This is a genomic window from Pedobacter sp. (assembly GCF_965227205.1).
In the GTDB taxonomy this organism is placed as follows: Bacteria; Bacteroidota; Bacteroidia; order Sphingobacteriales; family Sphingobacteriaceae; genus Pedobacter.
Genome location: NZ_OZ245727.1, coordinates 2,490,469 through 2,506,430, shown reverse-complemented (window position 1 = coordinate 2,506,430; position 15,962 = coordinate 2,490,469). Strand labels below are relative to the sequence as shown.

The 15,962-nt window shown below is 34.3% G+C and carries 17 protein-coding genes; 6 read left to right on the top strand and 11 right to left on the bottom strand.

The window, feature by feature from the left end; genetic code table 11:
* Window positions 1-40 precede the first annotated feature (40 nt).
* Window positions 41-910 carry a 1-aminocyclopropane-1-carboxylate deaminase/D-cysteine desulfhydrase gene (locus tag ACO05K_RS10530; RefSeq protein ID WP_421944402.1) on the bottom strand — a complete coding sequence of 290 codons (870 nt, stop codon included), beginning with the start codon at window positions 908-910 and terminating at the stop codon, window positions 41-43.
* 643 nt (window positions 911-1,553) lie between these two features.
* On the opposite strand from ACO05K_RS10530, the gene ACO05K_RS10525 reads away from it, so the two are divergent.
* Window positions 1,554-2,582 carry an RluA family pseudouridine synthase gene (locus ACO05K_RS10525; protein WP_421944401.1) on the top strand — a complete coding sequence of 343 codons (1,029 nt, stop codon included), beginning with the start codon at window positions 1,554-1,556 and terminating at the stop codon, window positions 2,580-2,582.
* Between the two features lie 3 nt (window positions 2,583-2,585).
* On the top strand, window positions 2,586-3,428 hold the full coding sequence (locus ACO05K_RS10520; protein ID WP_421944400.1) for an aminotransferase class IV: 843 nt from the start codon (window positions 2,586-2,588) through the stop codon (window positions 3,426-3,428).
* Between the two features lie 146 nt (window positions 3,429-3,574).
* Here ACO05K_RS10520 and fmt read toward each other — a convergent pair whose 3' ends face one another.
* The gene (fmt, locus tag ACO05K_RS10515) at window positions 3,575-4,483 is read right to left on the bottom strand and encodes a methionyl-tRNA formyltransferase (protein WP_421944399.1); all 909 of its coding nucleotides are present in this window, start codon (window positions 4,481-4,483) and stop codon (window positions 3,575-3,577) included.
* Between the two features lie 90 nt (window positions 4,484-4,573).
* On the opposite strand from fmt, the gene ACO05K_RS10510 reads away from it, so the two are divergent.
* The gene (locus tag ACO05K_RS10510; protein ID WP_421944398.1) at window positions 4,574-5,620 is read left to right on the top strand and encodes a DNA topoisomerase IB; all 1,047 of its coding nucleotides are present in this window, start codon (window positions 4,574-4,576) and stop codon (window positions 5,618-5,620) included.
* A 109-nt stretch (window positions 5,621-5,729) separates the two neighbouring features.
* Here the strand turns inward: ACO05K_RS10510 and ACO05K_RS10505 are convergent, their stop codons facing one another.
* Together ACO05K_RS10505 and ACO05K_RS10500 are read right to left on the bottom strand one after the other, a co-directional pair.
* A complete protein-coding gene (locus ACO05K_RS10505; protein ID WP_421944397.1) occupies window positions 5,730-5,936 on the bottom strand; it encodes a hypothetical protein in 207 nt (68 codons plus the stop codon).
* Window positions 5,937-6,076: 140 nt separating this feature from the next.
* A complete protein-coding gene (locus tag ACO05K_RS10500; protein ID WP_421944396.1) occupies window positions 6,077-7,336 on the bottom strand; it encodes an exo-beta-N-acetylmuramidase NamZ domain-containing protein in 1,260 nt (419 codons plus the stop codon).
* A 248-nt stretch (window positions 7,337-7,584) separates the two neighbouring features.
* On the opposite strand from ACO05K_RS10500, the gene ACO05K_RS10495 reads away from it, so the two are divergent.
* On the top strand, window positions 7,585-8,805 hold the full coding sequence (locus ACO05K_RS10495) for an ABC transporter permease (RefSeq protein ID WP_421944395.1): 1,221 nt from the start codon (window positions 7,585-7,587) through the stop codon (window positions 8,803-8,805).
* A 198-nt stretch (window positions 8,806-9,003) separates the two neighbouring features.
* Here ACO05K_RS10495 and ACO05K_RS10490 read toward each other — a convergent pair whose 3' ends face one another.
* A complete protein-coding gene (locus ACO05K_RS10490) occupies window positions 9,004-9,804 on the bottom strand; it encodes a tRNA pseudouridine synthase A (RefSeq protein WP_421944394.1) in 801 nt (266 codons plus the stop codon).
* An 80-nt stretch (window positions 9,805-9,884) separates the two neighbouring features.
* Between ACO05K_RS10490 and ACO05K_RS10485 the strand changes: the two genes are divergently transcribed.
* Window positions 9,885-10,256: a YchJ family protein gene (locus ACO05K_RS10485; protein ID WP_421944393.1), complete on the top strand. Its 372-nt coding sequence runs from the start codon at window positions 9,885-9,887 to the stop codon at window positions 10,254-10,256.
* Window positions 10,257-10,367: 111 nt separating this feature from the next.
* Here the strand turns inward: ACO05K_RS10485 and ACO05K_RS10480 are convergent, their stop codons facing one another.
* From ACO05K_RS10480 to mnmD, 5 genes are all read right to left on the bottom strand, one after another.
* Complete coding sequence (locus tag ACO05K_RS10480) at window positions 10,368-10,766, bottom strand: hypothetical protein (protein ID WP_421944392.1); 399 nt, start codon at window positions 10,764-10,766, stop codon at window positions 10,368-10,370.
* A gap of 2 nt (window positions 10,767-10,768) precedes the next feature.
* Window positions 10,769-11,575 carry a nucleoside triphosphate pyrophosphohydrolase gene (gene mazG, locus ACO05K_RS10475; protein WP_421944391.1) on the bottom strand — a complete coding sequence of 269 codons (807 nt, stop codon included), beginning with the start codon at window positions 11,573-11,575 and terminating at the stop codon, window positions 10,769-10,771.
* A 53-nt stretch (window positions 11,576-11,628) separates the two neighbouring features.
* Complete coding sequence (locus ACO05K_RS10470; protein ID WP_421944390.1) at window positions 11,629-12,786, bottom strand: AI-2E family transporter; 1,158 nt, start codon at window positions 12,784-12,786, stop codon at window positions 11,629-11,631.
* A 30-nt stretch (window positions 12,787-12,816) separates the two neighbouring features.
* Window positions 12,817-13,764, bottom strand: coding sequence for an aldo/keto reductase (locus ACO05K_RS10465; protein WP_421944389.1), 948 nt, complete (start codon window positions 13,762-13,764; stop codon window positions 12,817-12,819).
* A 122-nt stretch (window positions 13,765-13,886) separates the two neighbouring features.
* Window positions 13,887-14,549 carry a tRNA (5-methylaminomethyl-2-thiouridine)(34)-methyltransferase MnmD gene (mnmD, locus tag ACO05K_RS10460; RefSeq protein ID WP_421944388.1) on the bottom strand — a complete coding sequence of 221 codons (663 nt, stop codon included), beginning with the start codon at window positions 14,547-14,549 and terminating at the stop codon, window positions 13,887-13,889.
* 163 nt (window positions 14,550-14,712) lie between these two features.
* On the opposite strand from mnmD, the gene ACO05K_RS10455 reads away from it, so the two are divergent.
* Window positions 14,713-15,051, top strand: a complete 339-nt coding sequence (locus ACO05K_RS10455) for an MmcQ/YjbR family DNA-binding protein (protein WP_421944387.1) — start codon at window positions 14,713-14,715, stop codon at window positions 15,049-15,051.
* A 10-nt stretch (window positions 15,052-15,061) separates the two neighbouring features.
* Here ACO05K_RS10455 and ACO05K_RS10450 read toward each other — a convergent pair whose 3' ends face one another.
* Window positions 15,062-15,835: a DUF2625 family protein gene (locus ACO05K_RS10450; protein ID WP_421944386.1), complete on the bottom strand. Its 774-nt coding sequence runs from the start codon at window positions 15,833-15,835 to the stop codon at window positions 15,062-15,064.
* Window positions 15,836-15,962 lie beyond the last annotated feature (127 nt).

The window sequence follows — 15,962 nt, the reverse complement described above, 5'->3', positions numbered from 1 at the left end:
AAAATTAAAAAGGAGGCTAAATTAAGTAGCCTCCTTTTTTTTAGAATTTATCTTTCATTCCAAAAATGCCCATCAATCCACCAGTGTGTAAGGCTAAAATTTTATCTTCAGGCTTAAAATAATTGTTTTTTTGCAAGTTGGTTATAGCATAAAACATCTTAGCGGTGTAAACAGGGTCTAAAAGTAAACCCGTTTTTGCAGTAAAATCCTTTATAAAGTTTATAAGTTCTGGAGTTGTTTTGGCATATCCACCAAAATGGTAATTGTTATGCAATACTAAGTTTTCTGTGTTTAATGAGTATTTCGAAATCTGATCCTTAATAAAATCTCCACCTTTTAAAACAGGTATTACGTTAAGCTTGGTTTTAAGTTTATGGTTATTAATTCCGTTTAATAAACCTGCCGCTGTTGTTCCGGTTCCAGCAGCACAAAAAATGTGTGTGTAAATATCTGTTAGCTCATCAATAACTTCTGCACAACCTAAGGTTGCTTCTAAACAGGCTCCGCCTTCATCAATAAAATAGCTGTTTTTATCTTCTCCAAAGTGATTATCGAATAGGCTCTTTTTGTTTTTGTAAGATTCCCTATCGGTGAAAATTAAATTCATCCCGAATAAACCACAAAGCAAAAGCATTTCGTTTTGAACTTGTTCTCCTCTAACAAAAGCTGTGGCTTTTAGTCCGGCTTTTGCAGCAGCAGTAGCGGTAGCCAAAAGATGGTTAGAATAAGCTCCTCCAAATGTTACTAAATGATTTTTATTTTCCTCAGCAGCTTTTTGGAGTATATATTTAAGCTTACGCCATTTATTTCCTGAAATAAAAGGATCAATTAAATCATCTCGTTTAACAAATAGATTATTAATCGGAGCAATTTCTAATTTTTGTATCGGACTGTATATTTTTTCAAACACGTGTAAAAATAAAAAACACCTGCTAATTGCAAGTGTTTCTTTTGTTTTTCAGGTTGATGATTATTTAAAATATATCTTCCTTACTAAGTAAGGGAAGAAATTAAGAACAATCTTCACGTTTTGGGTAAAATTTTTCATAGGATTCTGTTTTTACTGATGTCTTAAGAGCAAATAATAAGCCAAACATTAAAGCTTAGCAAATTGTTTTTAAAAAGTTAATATAAATTTAATGTGTGAAATCGCTTTTGGTTTGTGTCTTTCCGAAATGGACACAGATAATGCGAAGATTACTAACTATAAGATTATCTATAACTTATAGTAAGTGTTGCCATTATAGCGAATTGGAGCGTTTTTTTCATAATTACGTTAATTAGTGAGAGTTAAATTATTACAAATATACTAGTGTTTATCGAAAACTAAAATTTTAGTATTTTATATATGCTGTAAAAAAACTAATACAAATAAGTAATCATTTGTATAGTGTAAAATGTAAGTGCCCCAAATTGTGGTTTACTATCCCATTTATTATCCAATAACCAACTTAATAATACCATGATTTATCTGCTTCGGTCATTTGCATGCCGATTTGCTTTAACTGAAATCATTCCGAAAATTTTTGCTGTTAAAAGCATATTTTTGCGCTATGGAAAATATTGCCGAATTACAGGAATCAGAAGAGCAGGAATTATACGAACATTTAAAAATTATTGTTGATAAGGGGCAATCTCTACTACGAATTGATAAATTTTTAATGGTACGTGTGGAGAATGCTTCCCGTAATCGCATTCAAAATGCTATTGATGCAGGGAATGTTTTGGTAAATAAAAAGCAAATTAAATCGAGTTACAAGGTTAAACCACTTGATGAAATTTCTGTTGTTTTACCACATCCGCCTCGCGATACTGAAGTTTATCCTGAAGATATTCCACTTGATATTATTTACGAAGATAGCGACCTGCTTGTTGTAAATAAAGTTGCAGGGATGGTTGTTCATCCAGGGTTTAATAATTACACAGGCACACTAGTTAATGCTTTGGCTTTCCACTTTGAGCAATTACCACAATTACCTGGTAATGATGGCCGGCCAGGTTTGGTACACCGGATTGATAAAGATACAAGTGGTTTATTACTAATAAGCAAAAACGAAAAATCAATCACACATTTAGCCCGCCAGTTTTTTGATCACAGCATCACCAGAAAATATATTGCTTTGGTTTGGGGTGATATTGAGAATAATGGCACGGTTACTGGTTACATTGGCCGAAGCGCAAAGGACAGGAGGGTTATGGATATTTATGATGATGAAGAGAAGGGCAAGTGGTCTGTAACGCATTACACAGTTTTAAAGCGGTTGGGTTATGTAACTTTAATCAGTTGCGAATTAGAAACAGGACGAACACACCAGATACGGGCACACATGCAACACATTGGGCACCCGTTATTTAACGATGCAATGTACGGAGGCGATAAGATTTTGAAAGGTACAACGTTTAATAAATACAAACAATTTGTAGATAATTGTTTTGAATTATTACCGCGACAAGCATTACATGCCCAAAGTTTAGGTTTCATTCATCCAACAACAAAAGAATATATGTTTTTTGAATCGCCATTGCCTGCCGATTTTAAAGCAGCATTAAATAAATGGGAAAATTATATCGTGGCATCTTAAAATATGGCTCAACAATACATACTCTTTAACGATGAATTTCACGCTGCAGATGCGCCTGTTTTAACAGCCTCTAACCGAAGTTTTAAATTCGGCGATGGCTTATTTGAAAGCATGCGCATGATAAACAACAAACTTCAGTTTGCAGAATTACATGCTGATAGGTTAGTTGCAGGCATGAAAGCACTCAAAATTGATGGGCATGCATTGATGGACGAATATTTTATCAAACAGAAAACCGCCGAACTTTGCAAGCGTAACAAGTGGAACGGAAATGTTCGGTTCAGGCTTTCAGTTTACAGAGATGGTGCAGGAGTTTATACGCCAGAAATAAATAAGGCAGGTTATATTTTAGAAGGAGTTCCTTTAAAAAGCAACCATTATGAGCTAAATACAAAGGGCTTAATTATCGATGTGTTTGATGAAATGACGAAGCCAATTAACCGCTTATCGAACTATAAAACAGCAAACGCTTTGTTATACGTTATGGCTGGGATTTTTAAAAGCCAAAACCGACTGGATGAGGCAATGATTTTGAACCAAAATGGTTTTCTGTGCGAGAGTATAAGCGCTAATGTTTTTGTTGTGTACGATAACCAGATTTACACACCAGCTTTAACCGAAGGTTGCGTAAGCGGCGTAATGCGAACAGCCATTATGCAAATTGCAATGATGCACGATATGACCTTTGTAGAAGCACAAATTAACCCGGAAATATTAAATGAAGCTGAAGAAGTTTTCATTACTAATGCAACTCAAGGCATTCAATGGGTAATGGGTTATGGCCGCAAACGTTACTTTAATGAGGTTTCTAAGTTTTTGATCGAGAAACTCAATAGTAATAATTAACCACCTTAGACACATAAGAAAATATAAGTTGGATTGCTTAAAATAACAACATTTATACAGTAAAGTAAAAACCACCTTAGACACCTAAGATAATCTAAGCGAATTTTACTTGATTGAACTAAGGTTTCTTAGGTGGTAAGAACAATTTACAACCTCATTCCCCTTAAAAAGTCTTCAATCAACATTCGTTTTTTGCCTTCGTATTGAATATCTAATAGCTTGATAAAGCCATCTTTTGTAGCAAATTTTAAGTAGGTTTTACCATCTGTTAAAAATCCACCTGCAACAATCGCCGATTCCTTTTCTTCAATTTCAGCTTTAAAAACTTTTAAGGTTTTATCATTTAATAAAGTAAACGCCGTAGGGTACGGGCTTAATCCGCGAATTAAGTTAAAAACTTCTTCTGAGGTTTTATTCCAGTCGATTTTACAATCTTCTTTAAAAATCTTTGGAGCATGTTTTAAAACATCACTTTGTGGTTGTGGTTGTTCTTTATAATTTCCTTCGGCAATTGCGGTAACGGTTTTTACCAATAAATTTGCACCAACATTCATTAATTTATCATGTAAATCACCTGCGGTTTCATCATTCGTAATTTCAACGCTTGCACTTTGAATAATATCACCAGTATCAATTTCATGGGTTAAGAAAAATGTAGTAACACCGCTTTCTTTTTCCCCGTTAATTATGGCATGGTTTATTGGTGCAGCTCCACGATATTGTGGCAACAAAGAACCATGTAGATTTATAGTTCCTTTCTCAGGCATTGCCCAAACAACTTCTGGCAACATTCTAAATGCAACCACAACTTGTAAATCGGCATTGTACGATTTTAGCTCAGCTAAAAATTCAGGGTTTTTTAGTTTTTCGGGCTGTAAAACCGGAATACCTTTTTCTACAGCATACTTTTTAACGGCACTTTCATTCAGTTTTTGTCCGCGTCCGGCAGGTTTATCGGCTGCGGTTACAACGGCAACAACATCAAAATTTGCTTCTACTAAAGCATTTAAAGAAGCAACGGCAAAATCGGGCGTACCCATAAAAACTATTTTCATCTGAGATATGTTGTGTTTGTAAATTAACGTGAAATGCTCCCGTTAGGTTTTACAAAATAACTAAAAAATAAATCATAGTTTATAGTTAAAATGATACAAGGTAAAGATGTAGTAAAGGCCAGCGGACTTGTTTATGTTACCGACTCGATGCCTGGTATTTACAGAAAAGGTAAGCCGGGGAAATTTCATTACGAAGATAAAAACGGCGATAAAATTAAGGATGAAAAGCATCTTGACAGAATCAAAGCTCTGGTAATTCCGCCTGCATGGCAAAGTGTATGGATATGCAATAAACCTAACGGATACTTACAAGTGACCGGAACTGACGCTGCCGGAAGAAAACAATATAAATATCATGCAAAATGGACTTCCCGCCGCTCTGATGATAAATATTTTAGATTGTACGAATTTGGAAAGGCTTTGCCTGAAGCCAGAAAAAGATTAGCGAAGGATTTAAAACGTAAAGATTTAGATGAGCGTAAAGTGCTAGCCATTTCTGTTGATGTGCTGCAAAAAACCTTAATCCGTATCGGTAACGAAAATTACAAACACTTGTATGGTTCGTTTGGTTTAACCACTTTAAGAGATAAACACGTTAAAATTAATGGCAGTAAAATTAGCATGGATTTTATCGGTAAAAAAGGAGTGAAGCAAAATGTAGAATTGAACGACCGTTCTTTGGCCAAGCTAGTAAAAAAGTGCAGAGACATTCCTGGGCAAGACCTCTTTCAGTTTTACTCAAACGGAAAAGAACATAAAAGCATTGATTCTGGTAAGATAAATAACTACATAAGAGAAATTACCGGAAGCGATTTTACCGCAAAAGATTTTAGAACCTGGGGTGGTACTTTAGAAGCATTAAGGCAGTTTTCTCAATGCAGAAGTGATAAAAGTGTTGTGCTAAATACAAAAAAAACTATTGTTAACGTTTTAGATTGCGTTGCGAAAAAATTAGGAAATACCCGTGCAGTTTGCAAAAGTTCTTACGTTTATCCTTTGCTGCTCACCGCTTTTGAAGAGGATAAACTTGAAAAGTTTTTGAAGAAGATGAACAATAATAATTCAATTGGTAAATTAGGTTTAGAGCATGATGAAAAGGTATTGCTGTCTTTTCTAAAAGCTACTAATAGCAATTAAATATTAAGCAAATAGAAAATAGTTTCACAAAATCAGCTGTCATCCTGAGCTTGTCGAAGGACTATCTTAAAATCAAAAAGCTTTCACCATACATAGTGAAAGCTTTTTTTTATTCTTTAGGTTCTTCTTTTATCGGATGAACTGGTTGTTCTTCATTTTCCCGTTTCTTTGCTGGATTATTCGTTTTGGGCGGCTTCGGTGAACTAGTGTCATTCGGTTTTCTAACCGTTTTATTATCTACCGGTTCTCTGCCTTTTGGTACTTCTTCCTCGTAATTACTTCCGGGTTTATCACTTTTTTCTTTCGGACCGTTCATAGTTGTAATGATTGAATGAATGAATTTTGATGGATTGAATAATACAATCGTAATAAAATAACAAAGTTTAATACGCTATTGTTTCATTAACCCATTAATTCAATATTTAATAAATCAATCACTCAAAATCCAATCATTCACTAATTGTAAAGTAAGTATTTCTTACGCATAGCTTTGTAAGCACCCAATCCTGGTTCCCACGAAGCTCTGATTTCTGCCTCACTTTTACCATCAATAATTTGCTGTCTGAAATCACCAACGCCTATTAATTTCTCTACGGGCATGGTTTGGTTGCTCAATTTAGAATTAAAGAAATCTTCTTTTTTGGGAGATGCTTTATACAATTGAATTACCCATCCAATATTTATCTGCTTTGATTTTCTTAAGATAGATGTGTCGTAGTTTCTCAAATCAATACCAAAACATTCTTCATCCTTAAAAATTGGCGTTTCTGCCATTCCTTTTATCCCGGTAGGTGTGTAAGAAAATTTGAAGATTCCTTTTAAGTAAGGTGCACCAATAATGGTAAAAGGAAATTGCGTACCACGACCATGATTCAGGTAAATTCCTTCAAATAAACAGGTTGATGGATAAAGTAAAATAGATTGTTGTGTATTTAAATTTGGTGATGGTTTAACGGGTAAAGTATATTCCATATCGTGATTGTAATTTGCATTTTTAATCACCGTGATTTTACATTTTAGCTTGTTTTTTAACCAGCCCTCGCCATTTAACATTTGTGCATATTCTCCAACAGTTAAGCCATGTGCAATTGGAATCGGCTGAATACCAATGCCAGATTTAAACTTCGGGTCTAAAATTGGGCCATCAATTAAATAACCATTAGGATTTGGCCTATCAAAAATTAAAAGTGGTTTATTATTTTCAGCACAAGCTTCCATTACATGTTGCAAAGTGTTAATGTAAGTGTAAAAACGAACGCCAACATCCTGAATATCGAAAACCATAACATCAATATCAGCTAAATCTTCTTTAGTCGGCGTACTGTGTTTTCCGTAAAGCGAAACTGCTTTAATCCCGGTTTTTGCATCAATAGCATCATCAATTTTTACACCAGCACTTGCATCGCCCCTAAAACCATGTTCTGGACCAAATATTTTCTGAATTTTAACTCCTCTTTTTAATAAACTATCTACAGAAGTTTGTTTGCCAATAATTGATGTTGGGTTAACAACCATGCCAACACGTTTACCTTTTAGTAGTGGCAAATATTTTTCGGTCTGTTCGGCGCCAGTTTTAATTGTACTTGCTGCTAAATTGCTTTCATTAACGTTTACTGGTTCTTTTTCCCGAATTTCTTGCTCGGTTGGTTTTGGTGCTTGTCCGCAGGCAGATAATGCAATTATGCTTAATAAGGCAAAGCTGAGATACTTTTTCATCTGTTTATAAATTTTGTTTTCATTTGTGATGAAGCTGCCAGGAGTTAATCATTCCACTGTGTGATTTTGAAACTAATGGCGGTTTCATTTTTTTTAGGTTTTTGCTGTTCTTATTTCAAAACAAAACAATTTAGCAATTTTTTAATTATAGTTAATTGAATATGGTTTTTTGCTTTAGTTATTTATCTTCAAAAATGCCATTTTTAAATAGGAATTGAGCATTTTTGCAGGATACAAATTTATTAAAATTGAATTTCGAATATTTCATAGCCAGTCGCATCGCCATAAAATCAGAACGTACTTTTTCAAAGCTCATTGTACGTATTGCTATTGCAGGTGTAATGCTCAGTTTGGCGGTTATGATACTTTCTATCGCAATTATCAAAGGCTTTAAAACAGAAATTCAAGATAAGGTTAGAGGTTTTTTAGGCGATGTACAAATAACCCGCTACGATTTAAATAATTCTTTTGAGCACTCGCCATTTATTCTCGATGCTGAAACGGAGAAGAACCTTAAAAACAATAAAAACATTGAATATTTTTATCCTTTCGCAACTAAGCCAGCAATTTTATCAGCCAACGAAGAAATAGAAGGTATAAATTTTAAAGGTGTTGATAAAAATTACAATTGGACATACATAAAGCAGCACATTATTAGTGGAAGAGTAATCGATTTTACAGATTCTACCGCTGCCATGCAAGAATTACTGGTTTCGAATTATACAGCCAAACGCTTGAAATTAAAAACGGGCGACGATTTCATTATGTATTTTGTTCAAAATCAACTTCGCCCGAGGAAATTTAAAATTGTTGGGGTTTACGATATCGGAGTAGAAGATATTGATAAAGGTTTTGTACTCGGAAATCTAAATATTGTTAAGCGTTTAAACAACTGGAAACCTAATGAAATTGGTGGTGTAGAAATCCGTACGAAAGATTTTAGTAAGTTAAAACCTGTTGCCGATGATATTTTCGAGCAACTCCCACAAAATTTGCGTTCTTTTTCCATCAAAGAAAACTTCCCTAATATTTTTACCTGGCTTGGTTTGCTCGATGTAAATACCAACGTTTTACTAATATTAATGTTAATTGTTGGTGTTATAAATATGATTACAGCCTTACTCATCATGATTTTGGAAAGAACCAACATGATTGGAATGCTAAAATCGTTCGGTGCAAGCAACTGGAGCATTATGAAAATTTTCTTGTACAATGCCGCTTACCTCATCGGAATTGGATTGCTACTTGGCAATATTTTAGGCCTAGGTTTAGGCTTTTTTCAGCAAACAACACATATATTTAAGCTCGACCAGGCGAACTATTTCCTAGCCTACGCACCAATAGAATTTCATTTTATCGATGTACTTGCCCTAAACGTTATAACCGTTGTGGTATGTTTAACAGTGCTTATTATCCCTTCTTTGTTAATCAGCAAAGTTTCACCTTTAAAAGCGATTAGGTTTAAATAATTTTTTTCGAAAGGCAATGTTCTGTTCATTTAGGTTCCGATAGCCCTGCTTTCCGCTATATCTTTTTGGTTTAATAAACTTACGAAGTCTAACGGCATTTGCTTATGAGACTTCGTAAGTTTATCCAAAAAGTATATCGCTACAATCAGGCTTAGAATGAAAAAACAGTGCATTGAAACGCGGTTTTAAAACCCAGTCTTATACAGAAATCCACTTTGTGCTTTCTAAAGCTGATAAAAATTCGGTTCGAGGTGGCAAGTTTAAATATGGGTAAGTAACTTTTGAAAGGTACAGACCCGTTGGATGTGCTGGTTCTAAAAGTTTTGGCATTTCGAGCGTTGCTAAATGATGTTCAAACTCAGCAACAGTTAATTCTCCTTTACCAATTTTTAAAATTTTGCCCATCAAAATTCGTATCATTTTACCTAAAAATCTATTACTGGCAATATGGAAACGAATTCTGTCACCGCTCTCATTCACGAATATATCTGCATCCATTACATTGCAAATGGTGTGTTCGTATTTATCAGGATGTGTGCAAAACGGGCGGTAATCTTTGTATTTGGGTAATATTTTGGCAGCCGCTTTCATTTGCACAACATCAAGCTTCGGTAATAAATAAAAAGAACTTTGCTGACTTAAAAACGGGTCTTTGTAAGTATGTAAAAAGTAATCGTATTTTCTTTGTACGGCATCAAATCGGGCATGAGGAAGCCCTTCCATTTTAATAATATCAAAGATTGCAATATTATACGGCAGTATTTTATTCATTCTGAACATCAAATCGAAATCAAAATCGATAGCAATATCAGCATGGAAAAAAAATTGACTGGCGTGAACATGTGCATCGGTTCTTCCACAGCCAATAATTGGTATGGTTATTTTAAAAATTTTAAAAAGTGTTTGCTCTATAACTTCCTGTACGCTTTTAACGCCAGGTTGTTTTTGCCAGCCACTAAAATATTGACCGTTGTATGCAATGTGAAAGAAGTGCCTCATTATTCAGTGCAATTTTACGGAAATTTTAGCTCCAAAATTATTAAATCATACTTTTGTACTTCAAAACTAATTTACATCGAATGAATTGTTATTGCGGAAGCGCGGTTGAATATTCAAATTGTTGTCAGCCTTATCATTTAAAAATAAGCAATGCCCCAACTGCTGAAGCTTTAATGCGTTCCAGATATTCGGCTTTTGTTTTGGCAGATGGGGAATATCTTTACGAAACCACACACTTTAGCAAACGTAAAGGAACTTCAAAAGAATCTTACACTAAAAGCGCTAAAAATATAAAATGGGTAAAGTTGGAAATTGTTGCCTCAGAATTCGATAAAGTTGAGTTTAAAGCTTTCTACTTAAACCATAAGTTTCAAACTGAGGTTTTGCACGAAAAATCGAACTTCAAATTAGAGCATGGCAAGTGGTATTACGTTGATGGCGAATTTTATTAGGCTTTCGTCATTGGGAGGCACGAAGCAATCTTAAAGCTTTGGTCTTGCAGTAATTTGTCAGAGATTGCTTCGTGCCTCGCAATGACGGGTTCTTATACTTTTGCTATTTTCCTACAAATCAATATCTAAAATAATTTCTATCATACCTAAATCTGTTTTGTAAACATCTAAAGCCACTAAATCTAAAGCATCAATTTCTATACTTTGCTTTTTAGAAAGTTCTAAAAATATTGCTCTAATTTCGATTAGAAGTTGCGCTCGCGTAAAACCCGAGTTTGATGTTATTGAAAATGATTGTGGTTCTGCAAACGGATAATCAACGATTAAAATCACTAATTCTTCATCAATTACAATTTCATCCGCATCAATTAAATTTAAAATTTCTTCGTTTGCACGGGCAATATTTATCCAGGGAATAATGCCATCATCTCCAACGGTTCTTGTTGCCCGTACATTAAAGGTGATGATATTAATTAGGTTTTTTGGTGATTGATTATCTTCAGCACTCATGTTTATAATTTCTTCGCTTCATTCCAGTAAATATCCATTTCGGCAAGCGTCATATCAGCCAATGCTTTGCCATTTTCTTTTGCTTTATTTTCTAAATACTGAAAACGTTTGATAAACTTTCTATTGGTTTTTTCTAAAGCATTTTCCGGGTTAATGTTGATGAAACGAGCGTAATTTATCAGAGAAAAAAGCACATCGCCAAATTCAGATTCAGCTTTTTCAACATCAATTGCGGTATTATCAGTAACATTAAACTCACTTTTAAATTCCTGTAATTCCTCTTCAACTTTTTCCCAAACCTGGCTTTTATCTTCCCAATCGAAACCAACGCCGCGGGCTTTTTCCTGAATACGTGATGCCTTTACCAAAGCCGGTAGCGAAGTTGGAACACCAGCTAAAACAGATTTGTTTCCTTCTTTCAGTTTAATCTGTTCCCAATTCCGCTTTACATCTTCTTCGTTCTGCACTTCAACATCGCCATAAATATGAGGGTGACGGTTTACCAACTTATCGCAAACGCCATTTAATACATCAACAATGTTAAAATCATTTGTTTCTGAAGCAATTCTCGAATAAAAAACTAAATGCATCATTACATCACCCAGTTCCTTTTTAATTTCATCTAAATCGCCTTCAAGTATTGCGTCGCTCAGTTCGTAAGTTTCCTCAATAGTTAAATGGCGTAAAGTTTCCATTGTCTGTTTTTTGTCCCACGGACATTGCGTACGCAGCGTATCTAAAACAGTAAGTAAACGGTTAAAGGCATCAGCAGGATTATGTGCAGTAACAGGAATTGGATTGTTGGGCATGGCTTAAAATTTATTGAGTGCTAAATTACCAATACCAAACCATTAAGAAAAATCTAATCCTTTTCTTCTAATTTAATCTTTTTGGTGAGTCGATAAACCCGTTTTTTCTTTTCGGGTTTGTGTTCTTCGCCCATCAGCAAACCCCAAGGTTTTAGGGTATCAACTCTATCGAAAATTATTTTCAACATAGCCAAATAAGGGATGCATAAAAACATACCCGAAATTCCCCAAATCATTTCGCCAACTATAATTCCAATAAATGCAATAAGCGCATTTATTTTAACTTTTGAGCCAACCACTAAAGGCATTAAAATATTTCCATCAATAGCATGAACACCAACAAAAGCAATTAGTACAAGTAGAACTTTACCGGCTCCGGCAGTGGCAAAAGTAATTAAACAGCTAATCAGCAGGGCGAAGAAAATACCCAAGTACGGTACAACGTTAAAAATACCCGCAACTAAACCTAAAAGAACAGCGTACTTAACGCCTAATAAACTTAAAACAGCAATCATCAAAACGGTAACAATCAGCATTTGCAAAAACAAGCCAATAATGTATTTTTTAATGATGTACTGAATTTGAGAAACAATTTCACTTACTTTTTCTTTATGTTCTTCTTTAAAAACTGAAGTTAAAAAGGTGAAAAGTACGCGTCGGTAATTAAGTATGAAAAAGGTAAATAACAAGGTAAAACCTAAAAACAGTAGGGTAGAAGATAAAGTTGCCAAAGTTGTCGCTACGATTGCAGCACTTGTAGCCAAAGCTTTTTCTGTACTATCTTTTAGATATGATGTAGTATTTTCAAGATCATAATTAAAGCTATGCTTGCTCCATTTATTTAATTCAGTAAAAGACTCTTCAGCATTTTTTTTGAGCAAAGGCCAATCTTGCCATAAATCACTCAATTGATTGCCAAAAAAATAGATAATTCCACCTATAAGGCTAATCATTATTATTACCGAAACAATGGATGATAGACCTCGCTTAAATTTAAATCTGGATTCTAAAAAGTTTGCTACAGGTAATAACAAAATCCCCATTAAAAAAGAAAATAGTAACGGAGCCAATAACGATTGCCCTAAAATTGCAACGTAAGTTAAACTGATTAAACAGAATAGTACGAGTGCTAATTTGGGTAGAAAAGATAGTTTGTCTTTCATTTTGTAGATAATCCTGTTTAATACAAAAATGCCCGAAAAATGTTTCATTATCGGGCATTTAAATATAATATTATTCTATTAATATATACTTGCCTTATCTAAAAGTGAAATATCCTCTGGTGATAATTTTAAGTTTGCAGCTTCTGTAAATGATTTTAGCTGACTCAAATCAGTCACACTTGCAATCGGAGCTGTAACCGATGGACGATAAATTAACCAGGCTAAAGCAACTGAAGCTTGTTCTACATTGTGTTTGCCGGCAACTTCATCAAGCGCATCTAATATTTTGTAACCACGTTCGGTTAAGAATTTTTTAATACCACCGCCACGTTGACTTTTATTTAAATCATTTTCACTACGGTACTTTCCGGTTAAAAAGCCACTGGCTAAAGAGTAATAAGTTACCACACCTAGACCAGCATCTAAACAAATTTTTTCGTGTTCTTGCTCAAATTCTTCTCTATCGAATAAATTATAGCCAGGTTGATAAACTTCATAACGTGGTAAATTATTCTCGGTTGAGTAAACTAAAGATTCTTTCAGTCGTTCTGCAGAAAAGTTTGATGCACCAATCCAACGGATTTTTCCAGCTTTTATTAATGTTTCATAAGCACTTAAAGTTTCTTCAACTGGTGTTACTTCATCATCAAAATGAGAAAAATATAAATCAATATAATCGGTTTTTAAACGAGAAAGTGAATGCTCTATCTGGTTAATGATATAATCTTTTTTTAACGATTTTCCACTTCCCATATCAGAGCCAACTTTGGTAGCGATAATTACATCATGGCGTTTATTTTGTTTTTTTAGCCAATTTCCAATAATCGTTTCAGATTCGCCACCCTTATTTCCGGGCACCCAACGCGAATAAACATCAGCAGTATCAATAAAATTAAAACCGTTTTCTATAAACTGGTCTAAAATTTCAAATGATTTTTTTTCGTCTATTGTCCATCCGAAAACGTTTCCTCCAAATACAATGGGCGCAATATTTAAATCTGTTTTTCCTAAAATTCTTTTCTCCATGATCTGAAATGTTATAGTGGATTAACAACAGAAAGTTACGTAGGTTTTAGGCAGTGGTCTAAATAATGTCAGAATAAAATCTAAGCTGGCTATGTTTTCATAACCATCTTTAATCAAACATCTTACATTTTAAAGGCTCTAAGCATTTCCCTTTTACCTGGTGCACCAGACAATTTTTCAATAGTAAAGTTATTCGCTTTCACTGCTCGTTTAAGTTTTCCGGTAATGGCATAGGTAACAAATGTTCCACCCGGTTTTAAGAAACTGCAGGCATGTGTTATAATTTCATCGCTCCACATTTCCGGCTGATGCTGAACCGAAAATGCATCGTAATAAATCACATCAAACTTTTGGTCAGTTTTAAAATCCGCTAATGTGATGTGTGGAATTTCCAAACTGCAAAGCGAAGATAAAGTCTGAATACCATTCAAGCTTGCTTCATAATTAGAAATAAAACTATCCCAGATTTCATCTGATACAAAGGCTTTGTAGCCTGTTTGATTTAAAACATCAACCGTTAATGGGAAAGCTTCCAAGCTAGTATAATTTAGTTTTATGTTGTTTTTTATGCAATATTCTAAACTTAAAATAAAGTTTAAGCCAGTGCCAAAACCAACTTCAAAAATCGAAATTTCTGATTTGCCTGCTGAAGCAAACTTTAATCCGGCATCTATAAAAACGTGTTTGCTTTCTTGTAACGCTCCATGTTTGCTATGGTAATGTTCACCAATTGTTTCATTATATAAAGTATTCGAACCATCAGCAGTTGGAGTAATAATATTCATAGCAAGTATTTTGGAGCAGGATTAATGGATTTTGACCAGGATTAAAATGATTATTGGATTTAAGGATTCTTGTGTAGAATTGTTATTTTCGTATCCAACGCAAACATAGTGAAATTTGTATTTGTTTACCTTAAACCTTAAACCTTAAACCCTAAACCCAAAAATGGACATCGAATCTTTCAGAGAATATTGTTTAAGTCTACCTGGTACAACCGAGGGCATGAAATGGGACCATTTATGTTTTATGATTGAACAGAAAATCTTTGTTATTGCAGATATCGATACTGGAAGCCGCTTTTCTATAAAATGTAATCCGGATGATTTTGATGCGTTAACAGCGAGAGACGGAATTGCACAGGCCTACCATTTAGCAAAACGACAGTGGATTCAAATTGAAAATCTGGATGTTTTAAACGATAAAGAATTAAAAGAAAGAGTTGCTGAATCTCGAGCTTTGGTACTTGCTAAATTACCAAAGAAAACTCAAGCAAAATACACTTAAATAGATTAGATTACTGCTTTGAATCGTCCTTTTTAATGCCTTTGTCAGCATTTAGTTCTTTCGATTTCATGATATTAAAACGATACATTTCTTCAATTCCAACCAATTTTCGGGTACATTTTTCTATATCAGTTCCGGCTTCCCATAAATATGGTCTGAAACTGTAGGTTTTTGTATCTTCCAGATTCCCAATAAATTGATTCCAGGTATTCCATCGTAATCCTTTGTAAAACTTAGAAAGGTCGCTATCAAAGCAGAAGATAAGAAACTCCCCATAACCTGCACCTAATGGTTGCCATGTTAAACTATTTGGTTCTAAGTAATACATGTTTTTAACATCTTTGCCTAACCCCCCGTAATTAATGGCAAAAAAACCTCCAATTGCATCATCGGCAACTAAAAGATAGGGAACATTATCGCCATATTCTTTAATTGTTTTCCCCTTATTCCATTCGGCAACATCTCTGGTTAAACGCTCACTGCCAGAACCTAAAATTCTAATCCAACCATTATCTACCATAATACCACCGGTGTTATAAATTACAGAACCAAGTGTAGCATAAGTTGTCATTTGTGCATTATACAAAACCCGGTTTGCTTTTGCTGTATCAACGGGTAAAACTTCAACCTTGTTTTTTGCCGAATCAATCCATTTTTGAACTAAAGGCCAGGCTGGGTCTGTTTTATTAATTAATTTATCAAGGCTTATCAGCGTATTCTGCGCCGAAACATTTAAACCAATTAATAAACTAAATGCAAAAAATATTTTAGATACAACTTTCATATGGTGATTTTATTCTTTTCAAAGATAAAATGATAATTAAGAAATAGATTGTGTTTGTATCGAATTGGCAAAAAAAAACGTCCCGATTTTCGGGACGTTTTAATTATAGGTTTGATATTCCTCTTAG

What these genes read in the sequence shown, in the direction of transcription:
- ACO05K_RS10525 (WP_421944401.1), top strand. Translation starts at nt 1,554, where the DNA reads ATGGAAAATATTGCCGAATTACAGGAATCAGAAGAGCAGGAATTATAC.
- ACO05K_RS10520 (WP_421944400.1), top strand. Translation starts at nt 2,586, where the DNA reads ATGGCTCAACAATACATACTCTTTAACGATGAATTTCACGCTGCAGAT.
- fmt (WP_421944399.1), bottom strand. Translation starts at nt 4,483, where the DNA reads ATGAAAATAGTTTTTATGGGTACGCCCGATTTTGCCGTTGCTTCTTTA.
- ACO05K_RS10510 (WP_421944398.1), top strand. Translation starts at nt 4,574, where the DNA reads ATGATACAAGGTAAAGATGTAGTAAAGGCCAGCGGACTTGTTTATGTT.
- ACO05K_RS10505 (WP_421944397.1), bottom strand. Translation starts at nt 5,936, where the DNA reads ATGAACGGTCCGAAAGAAAAAAGTGATAAACCCGGAAGTAATTACGAG.
- ACO05K_RS10500 (WP_421944396.1), bottom strand. Translation starts at nt 7,336, where the DNA reads ATGAAAAAGTATCTCAGCTTTGCCTTATTAAGCATAATTGCATTATCT.
- ACO05K_RS10490 (WP_421944394.1), bottom strand. Translation starts at nt 9,804, where the DNA reads ATGAGGCACTTCTTTCACATTGCATACAACGGTCAATATTTTAGTGGC.
- ACO05K_RS10485 (WP_421944393.1), top strand. Translation starts at nt 9,885, where the DNA reads ATGAATTGTTATTGCGGAAGCGCGGTTGAATATTCAAATTGTTGTCAG.
- ACO05K_RS10480 (WP_421944392.1), bottom strand. Translation starts at nt 10,766, where the DNA reads ATGAGTGCTGAAGATAATCAATCACCAAAAAACCTAATTAATATCATC.
- mazG (WP_421944391.1), bottom strand. Translation starts at nt 11,575, where the DNA reads ATGCCCAACAATCCAATTCCTGTTACTGCACATAATCCTGCTGATGCC.
- ACO05K_RS10470 (WP_421944390.1), bottom strand. Translation starts at nt 12,786, where the DNA reads ATGAAACATTTTTCGGGCATTTTTGTATTAAACAGGATTATCTACAAA.
- ACO05K_RS10465 (WP_421944389.1), bottom strand. Translation starts at nt 13,764, where the DNA reads ATGGAGAAAAGAATTTTAGGAAAAACAGATTTAAATATTGCGCCCATT.
- mnmD (WP_421944388.1), bottom strand. Translation starts at nt 14,549, where the DNA reads ATGAATATTATTACTCCAACTGCTGATGGTTCGAATACTTTATATAAT.
- ACO05K_RS10455 (WP_421944387.1), top strand. Translation starts at nt 14,713, where the DNA reads ATGGACATCGAATCTTTCAGAGAATATTGTTTAAGTCTACCTGGTACA.
- ACO05K_RS10450 (WP_421944386.1), bottom strand. Translation starts at nt 15,835, where the DNA reads ATGAAAGTTGTATCTAAAATATTTTTTGCATTTAGTTTATTAATTGGT.